The organism is Mesorhizobium sp. M7A.F.Ca.US.008.03.1.1 (genome assembly GCF_003997495.1).
Classification (GTDB): domain Bacteria; phylum Pseudomonadota; class Alphaproteobacteria; order Rhizobiales; family Rhizobiaceae; genus Mesorhizobium.
In genome coordinates, this window is sequence record NZ_RZRU01000004.1 from 324,675 (window position 1) to 345,054 (window position 20,380).

At 62.6% G+C, this 20,380-nt stretch carries 20 protein-coding genes; 17 read left to right on the forward strand and 3 right to left on the reverse strand.

What is annotated here, in order from left to right:
- Positions 1-23: 23 nt before the first annotated feature.
- Complete coding sequence (locus EOA16_RS09505; RefSeq protein WP_127257372.1) at positions 24-2,075, reverse strand: lytic transglycosylase domain-containing protein; 2,052 nt, start codon at positions 2,073-2,075, stop codon at positions 24-26.
- A 247-nt stretch (positions 2,076-2,322) separates the two neighbouring features.
- On the opposite strand from EOA16_RS09505, the gene dapA reads away from it, so the two are divergent.
- Genes dapA through EOA16_RS09520 form a run of 3 tightly spaced genes read left to right on the forward strand, consistent with a single transcriptional unit; the run spans position 2,323 to position 4,435 of the window.
- Complete coding sequence (gene dapA, locus EOA16_RS09510; protein WP_127257374.1) at positions 2,323-3,204, forward strand: 4-hydroxy-tetrahydrodipicolinate synthase; 882 nt, start codon at positions 2,323-2,325, stop codon at positions 3,202-3,204.
- A gap of 25 nt (positions 3,205-3,229) precedes the next feature.
- Positions 3,230-3,709 (forward strand): SsrA-binding protein SmpB, encoded by a 480-nt coding sequence (gene smpB, locus EOA16_RS09515; protein ID WP_013532594.1) that lies wholly within the window; start codon positions 3,230-3,232, stop codon positions 3,707-3,709.
- A gap of 15 nt (positions 3,710-3,724) precedes the next feature.
- The gene (locus EOA16_RS09520; protein WP_127257376.1) at positions 3,725-4,435 is read left to right on the forward strand and encodes a GH25 family lysozyme; all 711 of its coding nucleotides are present in this window, start codon (positions 3,725-3,727) and stop codon (positions 4,433-4,435) included.
- A 42-nt stretch (positions 4,436-4,477) separates the two neighbouring features.
- Here EOA16_RS09520 and EOA16_RS09525 read toward each other — a convergent pair whose 3' ends face one another.
- Together EOA16_RS09525 and EOA16_RS09530 are read right to left on the reverse strand one after the other, a co-directional pair.
- The gene (locus EOA16_RS09525; RefSeq protein WP_127257377.1) at positions 4,478-5,134 is read right to left on the reverse strand and encodes a uracil-DNA glycosylase; all 657 of its coding nucleotides are present in this window, start codon (positions 5,132-5,134) and stop codon (positions 4,478-4,480) included.
- 11 nt (positions 5,135-5,145) lie between these two features.
- The gene (locus EOA16_RS09530) at positions 5,146-5,727 is read right to left on the reverse strand and encodes an NYN domain-containing protein (RefSeq protein WP_010915096.1); all 582 of its coding nucleotides are present in this window, start codon (positions 5,725-5,727) and stop codon (positions 5,146-5,148) included.
- Positions 5,728-6,050: 323 nt separating this feature from the next.
- On the opposite strand from EOA16_RS09530, the gene rpoZ reads away from it, so the two are divergent.
- From rpoZ to EOA16_RS09600, 14 genes are all read left to right on the forward strand, one after another.
- On the forward strand, positions 6,051-6,452 hold the full coding sequence (rpoZ, locus tag EOA16_RS09535) for a DNA-directed RNA polymerase subunit omega (RefSeq protein WP_095086596.1): 402 nt from the start codon (positions 6,051-6,053) through the stop codon (positions 6,450-6,452).
- A gap of 113 nt (positions 6,453-6,565) precedes the next feature.
- Complete coding sequence (locus tag EOA16_RS09540; RefSeq protein WP_013532590.1) at positions 6,566-8,794, forward strand: bifunctional (p)ppGpp synthetase/guanosine-3',5'-bis(diphosphate) 3'-pyrophosphohydrolase; 2,229 nt, start codon at positions 6,566-6,568, stop codon at positions 8,792-8,794.
- Between the two features lie 88 nt (positions 8,795-8,882).
- Positions 8,883-9,461, forward strand: coding sequence for an orotate phosphoribosyltransferase (gene pyrE / locus EOA16_RS09545; RefSeq protein WP_127257379.1), 579 nt, complete (start codon positions 8,883-8,885; stop codon positions 9,459-9,461).
- A 47-nt stretch (positions 9,462-9,508) separates the two neighbouring features.
- On the forward strand, positions 9,509-9,910 hold the full coding sequence (locus EOA16_RS09550; RefSeq protein WP_127257380.1) for a VOC family protein: 402 nt from the start codon (positions 9,509-9,511) through the stop codon (positions 9,908-9,910).
- A 255-nt stretch (positions 9,911-10,165) separates the two neighbouring features.
- Complete coding sequence (locus EOA16_RS09555) at positions 10,166-10,765, forward strand: DUF2062 domain-containing protein (RefSeq protein WP_127257382.1); 600 nt, start codon at positions 10,166-10,168, stop codon at positions 10,763-10,765.
- Complete coding sequence (acpS, locus tag EOA16_RS09560) at positions 10,762-11,175, forward strand: holo-ACP synthase (RefSeq protein WP_127257383.1); 414 nt, start codon at positions 10,762-10,764, stop codon at positions 11,173-11,175. Before EOA16_RS09555 ends, acpS begins: the two co-directional genes overlap by 4 nt.
- A gap of 78 nt (positions 11,176-11,253) precedes the next feature.
- Complete coding sequence (lepB, locus tag EOA16_RS09565) at positions 11,254-12,003, forward strand: signal peptidase I (protein ID WP_013532585.1); 750 nt, start codon at positions 11,254-11,256, stop codon at positions 12,001-12,003.
- Positions 12,003-12,758, forward strand: coding sequence for a ribonuclease III (gene rnc / locus EOA16_RS09570; protein ID WP_127257441.1), 756 nt, complete (start codon positions 12,003-12,005; stop codon positions 12,756-12,758). The genes lepB and rnc overlap by 1 nt, the downstream gene beginning before the upstream one ends.
- A complete protein-coding gene (gene era / locus EOA16_RS09575; RefSeq protein WP_127257385.1) occupies positions 12,755-13,681 on the forward strand; it encodes a GTPase Era in 927 nt (308 codons plus the stop codon). Before rnc ends, era begins: the two co-directional genes overlap by 4 nt.
- Positions 13,682-13,871: 190 nt before the next feature.
- Entirely contained in the window at positions 13,872-14,570 is a 699-nt protein-coding gene (locus tag EOA16_RS33095) for a hypothetical protein (protein ID WP_245455893.1), read from the forward strand.
- Positions 14,571-14,820: 250 nt separating this feature from the next.
- Positions 14,821-15,957: a porin gene (locus EOA16_RS09585; protein ID WP_127257386.1), complete on the forward strand. Its 1,137-nt coding sequence runs from the start codon at positions 14,821-14,823 to the stop codon at positions 15,955-15,957.
- A 133-nt stretch (positions 15,958-16,090) separates the two neighbouring features.
- Complete coding sequence (gene recO, locus EOA16_RS09590; RefSeq protein WP_127257388.1) at positions 16,091-16,867, forward strand: DNA repair protein RecO; 777 nt, start codon at positions 16,091-16,093, stop codon at positions 16,865-16,867.
- Positions 16,864-17,382 (forward strand): PaaI family thioesterase, encoded by a 519-nt coding sequence (locus EOA16_RS09595; RefSeq protein ID WP_127257390.1) that lies wholly within the window; start codon positions 16,864-16,866, stop codon positions 17,380-17,382. Before recO ends, EOA16_RS09595 begins: the two co-directional genes overlap by 4 nt.
- Positions 17,383-17,464: 82 nt before the next feature.
- Complete coding sequence (locus EOA16_RS09600) at positions 17,465-20,248, forward strand: DUF2339 domain-containing protein (RefSeq protein WP_127257391.1); 2,784 nt, start codon at positions 17,465-17,467, stop codon at positions 20,246-20,248.
- Positions 20,249-20,380: the final 132 nt, after the last annotated feature.

Sequence of the window (20,380 nt, forward strand, 5' to 3'; positions counted from 1 at the left end):
TGCCTCTCGAGCCGGCAGCTTCCTCAACTCCGCCCGTTCACCAGATCTCCGACGATGTCGTATTTGCCGGAAATACGCATCTTGTAGACCTCGTAATTCTCCATCACGCGCTGCACGTAGCTTCTTGTTTCCGTGTAGGGAATCCGCTCGATCCAGTCGACGACCGCGTCGATGTCTTTGCCGCGCGGGTCGCCATATCTGGCCACCCACTGGCTGGCCCGGTTGGGGCCGGCATTGTAGCCGGCGAAGGTCAGCACGTAGGAGCCGTTGAAGCGGTCGAGCTGTTCGCCGAGGAAGGCCGAACCAAGCGTCGCGTTGTAGCCGGCATCGGTGGTCAGCCGTGTTTGCGAAAACTGCAGCCCGGCCTTCTTCGCCAGTTGCCTTGCGGTTCCCGGCATCAGTTGCAGCAGCCCGCGTGCGCCGGCGCTCGATACGGCGCCGATGTTGAATTCGCTTTCCTGGCGGGCGATCGCATAGGCCAGCGCCTTGCCCGAGCCGGAAATGTCAGCCGAATCGGGAATGACGCCGAGCGGATGCGACAATGCGCCGACATCGATGCCGCGCGCCCCGGCGATCTTGCCGATTTTCAGCGCCACGAAATGGTTCCCTTGCTTTTCCGCAAGGACAGCGAGCAGCGCCAGTTCCCCCGGACTGGTCAACTGCCCGGCAAGGTCGCGATAGAGCGTCTCGGCATAGCGGTCGTAGCCCGCCTCCTGCAGCCGCTTGATGGCGCTGACTGCTTCGCGGCCGGCAAAATTCTGCCGGTCGGCTGCACTTGGCGAGGGATAGACGATGTTGAGCGCCTGCCGGCCGACACGTTCGGCGGCAAGCTGGCCGTAAAATGTCGTGCCGTAGGCAGCGGCGCGCGCAAAATAATCCTTGGCGTTGCCAGGGCCGCCGACTTCGGCGGCACGACCGAGCCAGTAATAAGCGCGCGACAGCGTCATCGGCCCTTGGGCAAGGTCGGCGATGCGAGCGAAATGCGTTGCGGCAAGCTTGGGGTCGTTCAGGCCACGCAGCGCGTACCAGCCGGCGTGGAATTCGGCGTCCGCCGCACTGGTGGCACTTTCGGCGGCGTGTGTGGCGACGATCTTGTACGCGGTCTTCATGTCGCCCTGGTCTACCAGTTCGCGCGACAGCACCCGGCGCTCGACCCACCAGGCATCCGGATCGACCAGAGCTTCGCGATCAGTCGGCGCCTGCATCACAATGGCTGCAGCGCCGGCAAAATCCTCCTGCTTGCGCAGATATTCGGCCTGCGCGAAGAAGTAGCTGGCCGAACGTTGCATTGCCGGCACGGCCTTCAGCAGCTTGGGCGCGTTCTTGTCGCCCTTGTCGGCCGCCGCCCATGCATCGGCGAGCTGCTGGGCACGGGCAAGGCCGGCGACACGCAGGGCGGAATTCACACGGTCGGCATAGAACATACGCTCCATGCGAAAGCGGTGGTCGGCGGCCGGGATCAGGCTGCCGAATTCCTTGATCAGCGCCGCCTCGTCCTTGGCCTCCAGGATCGCGGTGCGCCAGAAGGGCGACAGAACGGAACGCGCCGCCTTGGTATTGCCCGACCCCACATAGGCGCGGGCGAGAACCATCACGCCTTCGAATGTCTGCGGCTGGCTGCCATCGAACGCACTGATGACGATGTCGGGGGCAGGGTTCTCGCGATAGAGCGCGCGCTCGCTGTTCTTGCGCAGGGCGACGGTCCCCGGCCAGTTGGGCAGCATCCTGGCCGCAGCAGTGATATCGCCGCTAGGAACCTTGTCGCCGCCATAAAGCGCGATCGCCCAGGCTAGGATATGCTGGTCGAGCGACTGAGCCGGAAGGGCATCGCGCACTCCACGAGCGCGGGGACTATCGCCCGCCGCCAACGCATCCAGCCCGCTTTTCAGGGGGGCGACGTCCGGCAAGGGCGCCTGTCGCGTCCTTTCCTGCAGGTCTGGCAGCGCAATTGCCGCGCCTGGAAGCGGAATGGCTGAGGTGACCCGTACGTCCACGCTACCGCTGATCGCCATGCCCGGCATCAGCGAGAGCGTGGCGCCAAGCAGCGCGAAAAGGTGAGGCCGACCGCCCGGCATGATCCTTAGGTCTTTCCTTGTCCTGGCATTCCACAAGCTGGCGAAGATGCCTCGAAGCCTAAACTTAGGTCGTGAAGAGCCCGTAAACAAAGAGTTAGCGAGGCCGTTCGAATTGCGCTTGCTGGCACCACGGCAATGCTTGCCGCGCAACCATGTCGAGACTATGGTGCGCCGCTTCGCTTTCGGCTAGAAGGCGCGACCACAAACACCGAAACAAAACACCAGAAGTGCCAAGGAGTTGGACGATATGCTGAGAGGCTCGCTTACTGCGCTCGTGACACCGTTCGAAAAGAGCGGGCGTTTCGACGAGAAAGCCTTTCGCGCGCTCGTCGAATGGCAACTCGCGGAAGGCACTACAGGACTGGTTCCCGTGGGCACGACCGGGGAGTCGCCGACGCTGTCGCATGACGAGCATCGCCAGGTCGTCAAGGTCTGCATCGAGGTTGCCAAGGGACGCGTTCCGGTCGTCGCCGGCGCCGGTTCCAACAACACCGAGGAAGCCGTTGGCCTCGTGCAATATGCCGAGAAGGCGGGCGCTGATGCCGCCCTGGTCGTCACCCCCTATTACAACAGGCCGACGCAACGCGGCCTCTACGAGCACTTCGCTGCCGTCGCCAGGGCGACCAAGCTACCGATCATCATCTACAACATCCCGCCGCGCTCGGTCATCGACATGATGCCGGAGACGATGGGCCGGCTGGCACACGACTTCAAGAACATCGTCGGCGTCAAGGATGCCACCGGCAAGGTCGAACGGGTCTCCGAGCAGCGCGCCACGTGCGGCAAGGATTTCATCCAGCTCTCGGGCGAGGACGCTTCGGCGCTTGGCTTCAACGCGCATGGCGGCGTCGGCTGCATTTCGGTGACATCGAACGTCGCGCCGCGACTGTGTGCCGAATTCCAGGAGGCGACGCTGTCCGGCGATAGCGCCAAGGCGCTGGACTTGCAGGACCGTCTGCTGCCGCTGCACAAGGCGATCTTCATCGAGCCTGGCGTCTCCGGCGCGAAATACGCGCTGTCGAAGCTGGGTAAGGTCGAAAACGTGCTGCGTTCGCCGCTGGTGACGATCGAACAGTCGACCGCCGAGAAGATCGATGCGGCTATGAAGCACGCCGGCTTGATTAATTAGGGATGAGGCGCCACCTCTCCGCATCATGAACCAGGTCAGAAAAGCCGATCCCAACAACAAGACCGTTTCGGAAAACCGCAAGGCGCGGTTTTCCTACGAGGTGCTCGACACGGTCGAGGCCGGTCTGGTGCTGACCGGCACCGAGGTCAAGTCGCTGCGCCAGGGCCAGGCCAACATCCAGGACAGCTACGCCTCGGTCGAAGGCGGCGAGATCTGGCTGATCAATTCCTATCTGCCGGAATATCTGCAGGCCAATCGCTTCAACCATGAGCCGCGACGTCGCCGCAAACTGCTGCTCAATAAGCGCGAGATGGCAAAACTGTCGCAGAGTGTCGACCGCGAAGGCATGACGCTGGTGCCGCTGAAAATTTATTTCAACGACCAGGGCCGCGCCAAGCTGCTGCTCGCCGTCGGCCGCGGCAAGAAGCTGCACGACAAGCGCGAATCCGAGAAGCAGCGCGACTGGTCGCGTGAGAAGGGTCGACTGCTGAAGGAGCGTGGGTAGGCTGGGGCTATTCGTTTGAAGAACCGGATTGTACTTTTCGGTCTAGCCAGCCTGGTTTTGGTGTGTTTTGTCGCTGCGGGCGGCTATCTCTATTTCAGGACATTCTCGCCGGACCGCAACAAGTATCCGGTGAGGGGCATCGATGTCTCCCATCATCAGGGTCGGATCGATTGGCGGCGTGTTGCCGCCGACGATGTCGCCTTTGCAGTCATCAAGGCGACCGAAGGCGGCGATCATGTCGACGATGCCTTCGCGAGGAATCTGGAAGAGGCCCGCGCCGCCGGTCTCGCCGTCGGCGCCTATCACTTTTTCACCTTTTGCCGGCCTGGCGCCGACCAGGCGAAGAATTTCATCTCGGTGGTGCCGCACGACCAACCCTTGCTGCCCCCGGTGGTCGACATCGAATTCGGCGGCAACTGCCCGCAGCGGCCAACGCCCGAACAATTGAACGCCGAACTGGCCGCCTTCCTTGCCCCTGTCGAGGCGACGTTCGGCAAACCCGCGATTGTCTATCTGACTGATGAGGCAGCGCAGACCTATGCCGGGCGCATCGCTGCCCGTTCGCTCTGGCTTCGCTCATTGCTTCTGGAGCCGGGCCGCGGCGACTGGGTCTACTGGCAGTACCACAACAGGGGTCGCGTCGACGGCATCAGCGGTGACGTCGATCTGAATGTGCTGCAGGGTGGGCCGGCCGTTTTGACCGCGCTGTCTGCGCCGTCACGCTGACAAGTCTGCCGGCATCCAACTCTATTTCCGCAGAAACATCCTCTATGTCCGCAGGAACGTCGCTATCTGGCTGAAAACACTGACGAACATCGCTTCGGTCAGCACGCCGGTGTTGGTGTTGTAACGCGAGCAATGATAGCTCGAAAACAAAGTCACGCCGCCGGCCGGCAGCTGCCCGCCATGCTTGAACGGGTAAGCGGCGACGCGCCCGCCCAGCGCCCGCACCGTCGACTGATGCGCGATCGATCCCAGTGCCAGCACGGCGCGCAAATTGGGAAACCGGGCGATCGTCGGCACCAGGAATGTCCGGCACGTGGCAATCTCGGCGCCCACCGGTTTGTTCTCCGGCGGCACGCAGCGCACCGCATTGGTGATCGCCGTGCCGACCAGCTCCAGCCCGTCATCTGGCCGGGCCTTGAACTCTCCGCGCGCGAAACCGTGCGAAATCATCGTCGAGTAGAGCAGGTCGCCGGCATAGTCGCCGGTGAACGGGCGGCCCGTTCGATTGGCACCGCGAAGGCCAGGCGCCAGCCCGACGATCAGCAACTGAACCGCCGCGTCACCTTCGGGAGGTAAAAAAGTCGGCACCGGCGCATTGAACCAGGACGGCTCGCGCTGGCGCCATTCGGCGATGAAATCATGCAGCCGCGGGCAGAGCGGGCAATCGCGGCCGGGTTCGGAGGCGGAAAGGGCGGTCAAGGCGACCGGCCTCAGTAATCGTCCTCGTCGACTTCGGCCGGCTCGGGCCGGCGCACTGGGCGCTCGGACGGGTCACGGCCAACCTCGTTCTTCAGCGTCGTCAGGTCGATGAAATGGTCGGCTTGGCGGCGCAGATCGTCGGAGATCATCGGCGGCTGCGAGGCCATGGTTGAGACGATCGACACCTTGCGGCCGCGCCGCTGCAGTGCCTCGACCAGTGTTCGGAAATCGCCATCGCCGGAAAAGATGACGTAGTGGTCTACGACATCGGCGAGTTCCAGCGCATCGACGGTGAGCTCGATGTCCATATTGCCCTTGATCTTGCGGCGGCCGGTCGAGTCGGTGAATTCCTTGGCCGGTTTGGTGACCACCTTGAAGCCGTTATAGTCGAGCCAGTCGATCAGCGGACGGATCGAGGAGTATTCCTGATCCTCGACCAGTGCCGTGTAATAGTAGGCGCGCAGCAGATAGCCGCGCTTCTGGAAGCTCGACAGAAGCTTGCGGTAGTCGATGTCGAAGCCGAGTGCGCGCGACGTCGCGTAGAGATTGGCGCCGTCGATGAATAGGGCGATTTTTTCACGAGGGTCGAACATGGAAAATATTCCTTCTCGAAATAAACACCCGTCTAAACGAAATGCGATAGCGTTCGGTCAGGCTCATAATAAACCGGCTGACCTCATGCCATCCGAGATAGCGCCAGTTTCACGGCAATCCAAGGGCGCGTGCGGCACTGCAAGCAATTGTGATCGGGAGACCGAACACATAAGCACGGACAGGTTTTGCCAAATCGGATGTTTGAACCAAGGTTTGGGCGCCATGCAACCCAGCCATTGCCATGATGCTTGTATTTTGGCGGCGTTCGGGTTATGGACCGCGCCTGTTTTCCATCAAATCCATCGCATGAAAGGGGCAATCCATGGCCCGCGTAACCGTTGAAGATTGCATCGACAAGGTCGACAACCGCTTCGAGTTGGTGCTCCTGGCCGGCCATCGTGCCCGGCAGATCAGCCAGGGCGCGCCGATCACCGTGCCGCGTGACAACGACAAGAACCCGGTCGTGGCGCTGCGCGAGATCGCCGATGAGACGCTGTCGCCCGACGACCTCAAGGAAGATCTGATCCATTCGCTGCAGAAGCATGTCGAGGTCGACGAGCCCGAGGCCGACGGCGAGGCGATTGCCGATCAGACCGGCGCCGCTGTTGCTGCCACCGACGCCGACGACGCCGAGGAGAACATCACCTTCGACCGCATGACCGAGGAAGATCTCCTGGCCGGCATCGAGGGCCTGGTGCCGCCGGAAAAGAGCGACGACTACTAAGAGCCTGGATCAAGCATCCGGCCCTTCCGTCCTGGCAGTTTCGTGGCTATCTATGACATGCGCCGTACAGCAGTGCGGCGCATGATCCATTTCACCGCTGCGAGATTCCGCCCATGATGCGTCAGTATGAGCTTGTCGAGCGCGTCCAGCGCTACAAGCCTGACGTCAACGAGGCGTTGCTCAACAAGGCCTATGTCTATGCCATGCAGAAGCATGGCCACCAGAAGCGCGCTTCCGGCGATCCGTATTTCTCGCATCCACTCGAAGTCGCCGCCATCCTCACCGAAATGCATATGGACGAGGCGACGATCGCGGTCGCCCTGCTGCACGACACCATCGAGGACACGACCGCCACGCGGGCCGAGATCGACGATCTGTTCGGCCCCGAAATGGGCAAGCTTGTCGAGGGCCTGACCAAGCTGAAGAAGCTCGATCTCGTCTCGAAGAAGGCCGAGCAAGCGGAAAACCTGAGAAAGCTTCTGCTGGCGATTTCGGAAGATGTCCGCGTGCTGCTGGTCAAGCTCGCCGACCGTTTGCACAATATGCGCACCCTCGACCACATGCCGGAGGCCAAGCGCCTGCGCATCGCCGAGGAGACGATGGATATTTATGCGCCGCTGGCCGGGCGGATGGGCATGCAAGGCATGCGCGAGGAGCTGGAGGAGATCGCCTTCCGCTTCATCAATCCTGAAGCCTATCGCGCCGTCACCGCACGGCTTGCCGAAATCTTCGAGCGCAACAAGGGCGTGCTGACGGACATCGAAAAGGCGCTGTCCACGCTGTTCGAGAAGCATGCGATCAACGCCAGCGTGAAGAGCCGGCAGAAGAAGCCGTGGTCGGTGTTCCGCAAGATGGAGGCCAAGGCGCTGTCCTTCGAGCAACTCTCGGATATTTTCGGCTTCCGCGTCGTCGTTGACACGGTCGAGGACTGTTACCGGGCGCTTGGCGCCATCCACACCGCGTGGTCGATGGTGCCGGGCCGCTTCAAGGACTACATCTCGACGCCGAAGCAGAACGATTATCGGTCGATCCACACCACCATTGTCGGCCCGTCGCGCCAGCGTGTCGAGCTGCAGATCCGCACCCGAGAGATGAACAAGATCGCCGAATACGGCGTCGCCGCGCATTCGATCTACAAGGACACCGGCGGCAAGACCAACGGTGCCGCCCACGCGATTTCGAAGGAGACCAACGCCTATGCCTGGCTCCGGCGCACCATCGAGCAGCTTGCCGAGGGGGACAATCCGGAGGATTTCCTCGAAAACACCAAGCTGGAGCTGTTCCAGGACCAGGTGTTCTGCTTCACCCCGAAAGGCATGCTGATTGCGCTGCCGCGTGGCGCGACCCCGATCGACTTCGCCTACGCGGTGCACACCGATGTCGGCGACACCTGCGTCGGTGCCAAGGTCAACGGCCGCATCATGCCGCTGATGACGGAACTGAAGAACGGCGACGAGGTCGAGATCATCCGCTCCAAGGCGCAGGTGCCGCCGGCGGCGTGGGAATCGGTCGTCGTCACCGGCAAGGCACGCTCGGCCATCCGCCGGGCCACCAAGAACGCCATCCGCAAGCAGTATTCGGGCCTCGGCATCCGCATCCTGGAACGCGCCTTCGAGCGCGCCGGCAAGACCTTCACCAAGGAGAGCCTGAAGCAGGTGCTGCACCGGCTGGCGCGCAAGGACATCGAGGATGTGCTGGCCTCTGTCGGGCGTGGCGAACTCGCCTCCACCGACGTCATGAAGGCGGTATTCCCCGACTACAAGGATGAGCGCGTCACCACAGCCGTCCCCAAGCCGCGCGAGGAGGGCTGGTCGAAAATCCGCAATGCCGCCGGCATGCTGTTCCAGATTCCGGGTCGCGCCGCGCGCAAGGACAAGGACCAGCCGCGCGATGGCGCCGTGCCGATCCGCGGCGTGCGCGGCGACCTGCCGGTGCGTTTCGCGCCTGAGGGGGCAGTGCCCGGCGACCGCATCGTCGGCATCGTTCAGCCGGGCACCGGCATCACCATCTATCCGATCCAGTCGCCGGCGCTGCAGGCGTTCGACGATCAGCCCGAGCGCTGGATCGACGTGCGCTGGGACATCGACGAGCGCACCAAGGAACGCTTTCCGGCGCGCGTCTCGGTCACCGCCATCAACGCGCCGGGGTCGCTCGCCGATATAGCGCAGGTGGTTGCCTCGAACGATGCCAACATCCATACGCTGTCGATGGTGCGCACCGCGCCCGACTTCACCGAAATGCTGATCGATCTCGAAGTCTGGGATCTCAAGCACCTCAACCGGCTGCTGTCGCAGCTCAAGGACAATTCGAGCGTCAGCGATGCGAGGCGCGTGAACGGCTAGACCATGACCCCGAAAAGCGGAGACCGGTTTTCTCGGACAAACGGGAACCGTTTGTCCAGAGATCATGGTCAATCAAAAAGAGGCAGACATGAACACCGATGAAGTGCTGGGCATTTTCCGCGAGGCGGGTGCTGTTCTGGAAGGGCATTTCATTTTGACCTCGGGCCTGCGCAGTCCGGTCTTCCTGCAGAAGGCGCGTGTGTTCATGCATGCCGACAAGACCGAGCTTCTGTGCAAAGCGCTGGCGGAGAAGATCCGCGCAAGCGTGCCCGGCAAGATCGACTATGTCGTCGGCCCGGCGATCGGCGGGCTGATCCCGGCCTATGAGACCTCGCGTCATCTCCGCGTCCCGGCGATCTGGGTCGAGCGGGAAGGGGGCGAGTTCCGCTTGCGCCGCTTCGAGATCGCCAGCGGTTCGCGTGTCGTCATCGTCGAGGACATCGTCACCACCGGCCTGTCGATCCGCGAGACCATCGAGTGCCTGCGCGAGCTTGGCGCCGAGGTGGTGGCCGCGGCCTGCATCATTGACCGTTCGGCCGGCAAGACTGATGTCGGCGTGCCGCTCATCGCGCTTGCCGAGTATGAGGTCCCGGCCTATCCGGCCGACCGGCTGCCGCCGGACCTTGCCGCCATCCCGGCGATCAAGCCCGGCAGCCGCAACATCTAACGAGGCATGTCGCCCAAAAGTGTGCGGCGGTTTTTGGGGAAAACGACATGCGTGAAGACAAACTGGAGATGATCGCCGGCATCGATCATTTCGTGCTGACGGTCGCTTCGCTGGAAGAGACCTGCGAGTTTTACCAGCGCGTGCTGGGTTTTCAGCGCATCGACGCGGCGGATAGGCCGACGGCGCTGGCTTTCGGTACCCATAAGATCAATGTGCATGAGGTCGGCCGCACTTTCGAGCCCAAGGCGAAGTCACCGACATCAGGATCAGGTGATTTCTGCCTGATCACCGACCGGCCACTGGATGAGGTCCGTGCCCGACTCGCGGCCAATGGTGTGGCGGTGGAACTCGGCCCGGTTGAACGTATCGGGGCCCGCGGTCCGATGATGTCGGTTTATTTCCGTGACCCGGACGGCAATCTGGTCGAGGTCAGCGAATATCTGCCGTAGCCGCCTGCGACGCTGCGCCTTTCGGCGATGCGACTGCCTGTTCCCTAAATTCGCCGCGATTGTCCAATGTTGGAAGCAAGACCTGCCGCCCCGAAGGGCGGCAACAAGCGCGGCGCACAGAAGGTGTTTGGTTGTTCTTGCGCCAGCGCGTCGTTATATAAGGTGGCGATTGCCATAGGGTGATCGTCAAGCGCAAGATGTGGCTGCCACGCCCGGCTGAAGGTGCCGTTGCGGGCGCTGTGGAACGGGAACAGAGTGCTTTTTCGACGCCGCAAGCCTGATGGCCTTTATGAGCGGGTGCGTACCTACCTTTGGCCGCGCCGCTCGTTTTCGCGCTCGCTTCAGTATTTTTCCAAGCGCATCCTGCGGCTGAAGGCCACACCGCATGCGGTGGCGGCCGGCGTTGCGGCCGGTGTCTTCGCTTCATTCTTCCCCGTCGGTTTCCATTTCATCATCGCTGCCATCCTGTGCTGGGTGATCGCCGGCAATCTGGTGGCGGCGGCGCTTGGCGCGGTTTTTTTCGGCAACCCGCTGACCTTCCCATTGCTATGGGGCGCGTCGTGGGAAACGGGCAAGCTCATCCTGCGTGACCGCTTGCCGACGCATGGGCCGCCGGCACATCTGGGCGAGATGCTGCACAACCTCTCCTTCGCGCAATTGTGGAAACCGGTCCTTGAACCGATGCTGATCGGCGCGGTCCCGCTGGGGCTCGTCTTCGGGCTGCTGTTCTACGCCATCACGCGCTGGGGCATGAACGCTTTCCGGGAACAGCGGCGCAAACGTCTGGCCGAGCGCGCAAGCCGGCATGCGCAATCGTCGCATCCCAGCGCAAGCATCGGTTCCGCTGCGCGATGATCATCGGCATCGGCAGCGACCTCATCGACATCAGACGCATCGAGAAATCGCTGGAGCGTCACGGTCAGCGTTTCATCCAGAGAATCTACACCGAGATCGAACAGGCCCGCTCCGAAAACCGGCGGGCGCGTGCTGCCTCCTATGCCAAGCGCTTCGCTGCCAAGGAGGCCTGCGCCAAGGCGCTGGGCACTGGCCTGGCGCAGGGGGTGTTCTGGCGCGACATGGGGGTCGTCAACCTGTCCAGTGGCGCGCCGACCATGGCGCTGACGGGAGGAGCGCAGGCCAGGCTGGACAAAATCCTGCCAAAGGGCCATCGGGCGGCAATCCACCTCACCATCACCGATGATTTCCCGCTCGCTCAAGCCTTTGTGATCATCGAGGCGCTGCCCGTCGAAGAAGCGCCACATTGATTGCCTCTGACGACCGGCATTGACGTTGCCCAGCGCGCGCCGAGACTCTATACCATCCAACGCACAATCGAGGACGACATGAGCGTGGCTGAAAAATCCGAGAAGAAATCCGGCGGGCTTGGCGAGACCGTCAGCGTCATCGTCCAGGCGCTTTTGCTCGCCCTGGTCATCCGCACGCTGCTGTTCCAGCCTTTTTCGATCCCATCAGGATCGATGCGGCCGACGCTTTTGGAAGGCGACTATCTGTTCGTGACCAAATGGTCCTATGGCTATTCGCGCTATTCGCTGCCTTTCGGACCCGATATTTTTTCGGGCCGCATCTGGGGCTCCGAGCCGAAGCGCGGCGACGTAGCGGTTTTCAAGTTCCCGCCTGATCCGTCCGTCGACTATATCAAGCGCGTTGTCGGCCTGCCGGGTGACAAGATCCAGGTCAAGGACGGTCAGCTTTTCATCAACGGCGTCGGCGTGCCGCGCGTGAAAACAGGCCAGATCGACAATCCCGACATCACCGAGGAATCGCGCCCGATTGATGTCTATCGTGAGACCTTGCCCAACGGCGTCAGCTACGACACGCTCGACCTGAATTCGAATTCGATCGGCGACAACACCCGCGAATTCGACGTGCCGCCCGGCCACTACTTCATGATGGGCGACAACCGGGACAATTCCGCCGACAGCCGTTTCACCGTCGGCTACGTTCCCGCGGAAAATCTGGTTGGCCGCGCCAACCTTGTTTTCTTCTCGATCGCCGGCAAGGCGAGCCCGCTCGAAATCTGGAAATGGCCGTCGCTGATGCGCGCTTCGCGCCTGTTCCACTTCGTCAATTGATGGCTTTGAAGCGTCCGACAGGCGAAACTCTGGCCGGTTTGGTGAAGGCCAAGACCGGCCACGTCTTCAAGGATGTCCGTTTGCTCGAGACCGCCCTGACGCATTCCAGTGCGGTCAAGGCGGCCACCAACAATCAGCGTCTCGAATTCCTTGGCGATCGCGTGCTCGGGCTTGTCGTCGCCGATATGCTTTTCGAGAAATTTCCTGATGCGCCGGAAGGTGAAATCGCCCCGCGCTTCAATGCGCTGGTCGATGCGCGGACATGCTCCGAAATCGGCATCGAAATGCAGCTGGAGGATCTGGTCCGCGCCGATTCTGCCTTGAAGATGCGGTCGCGTGGCTCGGGCGGAAACTATCTGGCGGATGCGGTAGAAGCCCTGATCGCGGCGGTTTACGTCGACGGTGGCATCGAGGCCGCGCGGCGGTTCGTCCTGCGCTACTGGGAACCACGCTCGCATACGGTGATCGCAAAGCCGCTCAATCCGAAATCCGATCTGCAGGAATGGATTGCCAAGGCCAGCGATGCGCGCCCCGAATATGTGATCGAGAAACGCGAAGGCCCGGACCACCAGCCCGTCTTCACCGTATCCTTGCAGGTCCGCGGCTTTGCGCCGATAAGCGGTACTGGTGGCTCCCGCAGGGTGGCCGAAGAAGCGGCGGCTTCGGCATTTCTTTTGCGCGAAGGCGTCTGGGCCACCACATCGGCCCAAAAATCGGAAGGCGCGCGGCGCCCTAGTGAAGGGAGCGCGGCATGACCGCCACCAAAGAGCCGGCAATGGAAGCTGCCCCGACGCATTCCGGCTTCGTCGCCCTGATCGGCGCGCCCAATGCGGGCAAGTCGACGCTGGTCAACCAACTGGTCGGCGCCAAGGTGTCGATCGTTACCCACAAGGTGCAGACGACCCGCGCCATCGTGCGCGGCATCGCCACGCATGACAATGCGCAGATCGTTTTCGTCGACACGCCCGGCATTTTCAAGCCGAAGCGGCGGCTCGACACGGCGATGGTGACCACCGCCTGGGGCGGTGCCAAGGACGCCGATATCGTGCTGCTTTTGATCGACGCCGAACGCGGCATCAGGGGCGACGCCGACGCCATCCTCGAACGGCTGAAGGATGTGCGCCAGCCGATGGTGCTGATCCTCAACAAGGTCGACCGCGTCAAGCACGAAGCGCTGCTGGCTCTGTCGGCGGCAGCGAACGAAAGGGTGCCGTTCAAGCGCACCTTCATGGTTTCGGCGCTGACTGGTTCCGGCTGCAAGGACGTGCTCGATTATCTGGCCGAGGCTCTGCCGGTCGGTCCCTGGTACTATCCGGAAGACCAGATCTCGGCCCTGCCGATGCGCCAGCTCGCGGCCGAGATTACGCGCGAGAAGCTTTATCTCAGGCTGCATCAGGAATTGCCCTATTCCTCGCATATCGAGACCGAGAAATGGGAAGAGAAGCCGGATGGTTCGGTGCGCATCGACCAGACCATCTATGTCGAGCGCGACAGCCAGAAGAAGATCGTGCTCGGCCACAAGGGCGAGACCATCCGCGCCATCGGCCAGGCGGCGCGCATGGAGATAGCAGGCATCCTCGAACAGAAGGTGCACCTGTTCCTGTTCGTCAAGGTGCGCGAGAACTGGGGCGACGACCCCGAGCGCTACCGCGAAATGGGGCTCGAGTTTCCGCGCTAGACCGAAGGTCCGCGTAGCGACAGCGGCAAGCGGTTTTCGGAGAGTTCAAATAAATCGCTCCAGGTCCATGGTCAGCAATTGAACATCGACACGGCGCTTGTCAGCCGACTGGTCGCCACGCAGGAGTGATCTTGCGGTCAGGCCGGTCGAGATTGGCGGCTGAGGCCTTCTATCTTGGCGACGAGATGAGATGAAAAAGGGCGATCCCGCCTGTGATCTGGTAATTGCCTGGACGCTTTTCGAGGGCAAAAGCCGGGAAGCGTTCTGCGCCGACCTTCCCGCCGTCGAAGCGATGATGTGCAAAGCGCTGATCACGGTCGGCGGACACATCGGCATCAACCTCGTCGAGTTTGAAAAATCCTGGCACGTAGTCGATGCGGTGCTTGCCGATCACGCGCGCGGGCGTGAAGCGCCGAACGATAAGCCGCTCCAGCCAACCAGAACCCGGATCCTGTCGCCGAACCATCCGCCATCGCATGGCGGGACCAGGGACATTCTGGCCGAAGTGATGCTTTCCAGGGACCTATGTGTGCCAATCCGCCTATCGAGGCGGGCGATCACGTCGCCTGCGTCGCCAAGGTCGATTGAGAGGCGTCACGGAGGAATCGTTTTCCAACGGTTGGCTGCTGTCACAATCAGCGACGCGACGGCGCTCCAGGGAATTTCGATCGTTTTGGAAGAGGCAGACAGGCTTGGAAGCGTCATCCCGCTTTTCGCCTCGGTGTCAGAGTGGGTTTGGCGATGTGCCTCATCTGACGATAGAGGGGGGCGGCAAGATTCAGGTCGATTTCGGCGAAATCAGGTAGATATTCCGCATTATGCGATCATTTTAGAAATATATAATTTTAGAGGTGTATTTAGCCGCGAAAGTATCAGCATATATATTTAATATATGACGTTGTGCCAGTCGTGCCATTCGTTGTCATGGGAAGTGTTATTTGTGCAACACAGCATTAATCTGTTTACGGAATTGGCATTATTTCGGAAATCGTCATTGAAGGCAGATGATCGATGGGTATGTTCGCCGCTGAAAAGGGCGAGCGGTGTGAGCCTTTTTCGTTGTGGGGGTGAGGCGGGAAAACATTGCCGCCAGCCACAAATCCGAAGCCATTTATAACTATGACTGGAGAGGTCAGAAAATGAACATCAAGAGCCTCCTTCTCGGCTCAGCCGCGGCCCTGATCGCGGTCAGCGGCGCGCGCGCCGCCGACGCTGTCGTCGTCGCCGAACCGGAACCGGCCGAATACGTCAAGATCTGCGACGTCTACGGCGCCGGCTACTTCTATATTCCGGGCACCGAGACCTGCCTGCGCATCGGCGGCTATCTCCGCTACGACATGGGCGTCGGCGATTCCGGCTCGCTCGATGGCGCCAACAACGTGGCCGATCACATGGATGGCGATAGGCACGACACCTATTACAAGAACATGCGCTTCACGCTGAGGACTTATACCGGCCAGGAAACCGAACTTGGCACGTTGAAGACCTTTACCGAGACCCGCTTCCAGTTCGGCAACTCTTCCGGCGATTATACCGGTGACGGCACCGGCTGGCAGGCCGGCAACAAGGCCACCACCCTCAACTTCGCCTGGATCCAACTCGGCGACCTGCGCGTCGGTAAGGACGAAACGGTATACGACCAATTCATCGGTTATGCCGGCAATGTCATCCAGGACACGCTCATCCCCTATGGTGTCAAGGATACCAATCTCATCAGCTACTACTTCGACGCAGGCAGCGGCTTCACGGGCGTGGTCTCGCTCGAGGAAGGCACCGGCGTCAACACGATCGACAGCTATGTTCCGCATGTCGTCGGCGGTTTGAAGTACAAGGGCGACTGGGGTGCGATCACCGGCGTCGTGGCCTATGACAGCAATTACGAGGAAGTGTCCGGCAAGGTCCGTTTGGACGTCAACGTCAGCAAGGAACTGACGCTGTTCGTCATGGGCGGCTACGGCACCAACGACAACATCAACGACTTCGGCACAGGCCGTACCCAATACAAGCCGTGGGGCGGAAACTGGGCGATCTGGGGCGGCGGCACCTACAAGTTCAACGACAAGACCTCGTTCAACGCCCAGGTCTCCTATGACGACTGGAAGAACCTCGGCGTCGCGGCCAACGTTGCCTACACCATTGTGCCCGGCTACACGATCACGGCTGAAGTCGATTACCTCAATGCAGGAAAATTCGACGACTTCGACTTCAACAACTGGACCAAGGCCGACAAGAAGAGCAGCGTCGGCGGCATCGTTCGCTTCCAGCGCAATTTCTAACGGACCGACGGACCTCACCAGCCCCGCCCGCAGCACATCGCTGCGGGCGGCTTTTTATGCATTGTTGTGAGAGTTATCCAGGAGCCAAGCCCATACCTTGATTTCGCCACCCGATCGGTGAAAAGCTCCTGAAATGGAATGGCGCGACGAGGGAATCATTCTCGGCACCCGCAAGCATGGCGAAACCAGCGCCATCCTCGAGGTGATGACGCGCGCGCATGGCCGTCATCTTGGCCTTGTTCGCGGCGGCCGCTCGCGCAAGCAGCAGCCCGTGCTCCAGCCCGGCAATCGCGTCGACCTGTTGTGGCGTGCGCGCCTTGATGAACATCTCGGCACGTTCCAGGCCGAACCGATCGAGATGAACGCGGCCCGGTTGATGGACAGCGCCGTCGCCGTCTACGGCTTGCAGACCATGGCCGCGCATCTGCGCCTGCTGCCAGAGCGCGACGCACATGAAGGTCTTTACGAAACGCTTGCCGTAATGATCGTCCATCTCGACGACGCCGACGTTGCCGGAGAACTGGTGGCGCGCTTCGAGCTTCTGGTGCTGGACGAACTCGGCTTCGGCCTCGATCTCAGCCAATGCGCCGCCACCGGCACGCGACAGGACCTGGCCTATGTTTCGCCGAAGTCGGGACGCGCGGTATCGCGCGAAGCCGGTTTGCCATGGCGCGACAAGATGCTGGCGCTGCCGGCCTTCCTGCAGCGCGGCTCCGGCCTGCGCGCCGATGCGGCTGATGTCGACGACGCCTTCCGCCTGACCGGCTTCTTTTTCACCCGTCACGTCTATGAGCCGCGCGGCATCGAGCCGCCGGACGCTCGTACCGGCTTCCTCGCCGCCTTGCGCAAACATCACGCGCGCGGCAAGGCCATAGCTGGCGAGGACGCAGCCAGAGAAATCATCACATGAGCGAGGTCGAACTTTATCCTGGCCGGGTCTCACCGCTCGGCCTCGGCACCATTCCGCACGCCGACATCCTGAAATACACTGGTTTGGAATTGCTGCAGCGCATCGTCGACGGCAAGTATCCGGCGCCGCCGATTTCCTTTCAGCTGAATTTCACTCTCACCGAAGTCTCGGAAGGGCGCGCTGTCTTTCGTGGCATGCCGAGCGAGCGCCATCTCAATCCGCTGGGCAGCGTGCATGGCGGCTGGGCGGCGACGCTGCTCGATTCGGCACTGGCCTGTGCCGTGCAGACGCTGCTCGACAAGGGCGAGGCCTATACGACGGCGGAGTTCAAGGTGAATTTGACGCGGCCCATCACGCCGAAGACCGGCGAGGTGGTCTGCGAGGGCAGGGTTATTCACAAGGGCCGCACGTTGGCGGTGTCGGAAGCGACGCTGAAGGATGCTGGCGGCAAGCTGCTGGCTTTCGGCACCGAAACATGCTCGATCTTTCCGGCCGCCAATCTGGCGGCGCGCTGAGTTTTGTGGCCGTTTGGCCGCCGCATTTGAATGTCAGTACGACGAATGTCAGTGAAAACTGGCCTGGTTTGGGGGAACCGCCATGTTTGAAAGCCTGATCGGCCTTGTCGCCATCATCGCCTTGTTCGTCATCATTTCGCGCCAGCAGAGCCGCATCGGCCTTGTCGAGCGCGAGCTGGGCGCGCTGCGCAGCCTGGTGCTTTCCGGCGCCGTGCCGCCCGTGGCCAAGTCGTCCGCACAGGATGCGCCGGTCGACGCGCCCGCCGATGTGGCTCCGCCCGTTGCGGCAGCAGCCGACATTCCCTCGCCAGCGATAAGCGAGCCGGTCGCCGCACAGGCGCCGGATCCAGAGGCGCAAGCCCCGATCGGTGAGGTCGTGTCCGGGCCATGGGCGCCAGGCGAGTCGGCACCGAAGGCAGCGGAATCTGCAGCGCCGGCTGCCGCGGCGAAAGCCGCCCGCCGGTCCGATGTCGAAACCGCGCTCGGCACCCGCTGGGCGGTCTGGGTTGGCGGCATCGCACTGGCGCTGGGCGGCCTGTTCCTGATCCGCTACACCATCGAGGCCGGCATTTTCGGCCCCGGCGTGCGGCTGACCATGGCCGGAGTGCTCGGCCTGGTGCTGGTGGCCGGCGGCGAGTTCATCCGCCGCACCGGCTTCAAGGTGCCGGTGCAAGGGGCCGCCGGCGCTTATATCCCAGCGATCCTGACTGCTGCCGGTGCCTTCATCCTGTTCGGCACCGTCTATGCCGCGCATGGCATTTACGGCTTCATTGCCCCGGCACTCGCCTTCACTTTGCTCGGCATCATCGGCGTGGCGACGATCGCAGCAGCCCTTGTCCATGGCCAGGCGCTGGCCGGCATCGGCCTCGTCGGCGCCATGGTGACGCCGGTGCTGGTCGCCTCGCAGGCACCCAATCCTTGGGCGTTGTTCGGCTATCTCGCGATCGTGCTCGCCGCGACCGGCGTCATCGCCCGCATGCGAGACTGGAAATTACTGATGGCGGCCGCCTTTTTCGGCACCGGTGTCTGGACCATCCTCTACATGACCGATGCGCCGGGGGCGAACCTCTCGGCCATCCTGTTCGTCGACGCCGTCACGCTGGCCGTGCTCGCCCTTGTCTGGCTCGCTCGCCGTGGCGACGAAACCGCGCCAGCCAGGGCTTTCGACTGGCCGTCCATCGTGCCTGGCCTGTTCGTTGCATTCTCGGCGCTGGGCCTGTCGGTCGACCCGGCCTTTGCCGCCGCCGGCTATGCCTTGCCGGGCGCCGTGGTGATTGCCGCGATGGTGGCCGTCGCGCTTTATCGCCCGCTGGCGCTGCCGCTCGTCTACGCGGCCGGACTGGTCACGGTGCTGATCTATCTCGGTATCATCCCGCCAACCTCGATCGCTTCCGATTTTCCGGGCGGTGCCCTGGGCGTCGACGGACTGCCGGTGGCCACGTCCAACGCGCTGACCTTGCGCATCGGCATCGTACTCGGCCTGGTCTTCATCGGCGCCGGCTTTTGGGCGGCGCGCAGGTTTGCCGCCGGGATGCAAATCCGCGCGGCCTCATGGGCAGCGTGGGGCGTCGTCGTCCCGCTGGTCATCCTGCTGGCACTCTGGTTCACCTTCGGCAATCTCGACCGTGACCTTGTCTACGCTGCCGCAGCGGCACTGCAGGTCGTCATTTTCGCCGCCGGCGGCGAGTGGATCGCGCGGGCCGAGGAACCGCCGCTCAAGGGCGGTGTCGCGGTGTCGCTTGCCCTGGGCGGCGCGGCCATCGCCGGGCTCCTGCTCATGCATATGGCTTTCGATTCCGGCTGGACCACCATCCTGCTCGGTGCGGCGGCCATCGTGCCGGCGCTGGCCACGCGCTGGCGCGTCTATCCGGTGCTCGGCTGGATTTCGGTCGGCGCGGTGACCGCGGTGCTTGGCCGCGTCGCCTTCGACCCGACCATTGTCGGCGCCGGGTTCCTGTCGACGACGCCGGTGTTCAACTGGCTGCTGCCGGGCTACGGCGTGCCGGCACTGGCCTTCGGCTTTGCCGCCTGGCAGCTCGCCCGCACCCCCGCACTGCCAGTAGCTGGCAATGGCCGGCCGCGCCTTGCCATGGAAGCGGCTGCGGCGCTGTTTGCGCTGCTCACGCTCGCCATGCTGGTGCGCCACGCCATGCACGGCGGCGTCATCGACACGGCTGCCATGACGCTCGCCGAACAATCGATCTATACTCTGATCGCCATCGGCGCCGGCGCCATCCTGGTCGCCATCGACATGCGCTCGCCAAGCTCGGTGCTGCGCTATGGTTCGATGGCCGCCGGCGTGGCCTCGGTCGCCTTCATCGTTGTCAGGCATTTCGTGGTGCTGAATCCTTTGCTTACCGACGAATCGACCGGCCAGATCCCGGTGTTCAACCTGTTGTTCCTCGCCTATCTCCTGCCGGCGGTCGCCGCCGGCGGGCTGGCGCTCTACGCCAGGGACAAGCGGCCGAAATGGTATGCGCAGATGCTGGCCGTGGTGGCTGCCGTGCTTGCCTTCGCCTATGCCACGCTGTCGGTGAGGCGCCTGTTCAAGGGCGAGTTCATCGGCCTGTGGAGCGGGCTTGGCCAGTTGGAAACCTACACCTACTCGGCACTCTGGCTGGTCATCGGCGTGGCGTTGCTCACCGCCGGCGTCTGGCTGAAATCCCAGGTGCTGCGCATTGCCTCCGCCGCGCTGATCGCGATCGCCGTACTGAAAGTCTTCATCTTCGACATGTCGGAGTTGGAAGGCGTGCTGAGGGCGCTGTCGTTCATCGGCCTTGGCGCCGTGCTGATCGGCATCGGCCTGTTCTACCAGCGGCTTTTGACACGGGCGGCGAGGGCGAAAATACCCGTCGGCGAGCAATGACGGCAGGAGTTCGATCCGGCCGGGAATAAATCGGCATCAGCCAGCGTTATCTCATTGCTTGGGTGACCGGGGCGGCGGACCGCTTCGCGCTGGCCGCTTGCGCCGCGCCCGGAAGGCGCGTTCAATTGGGAT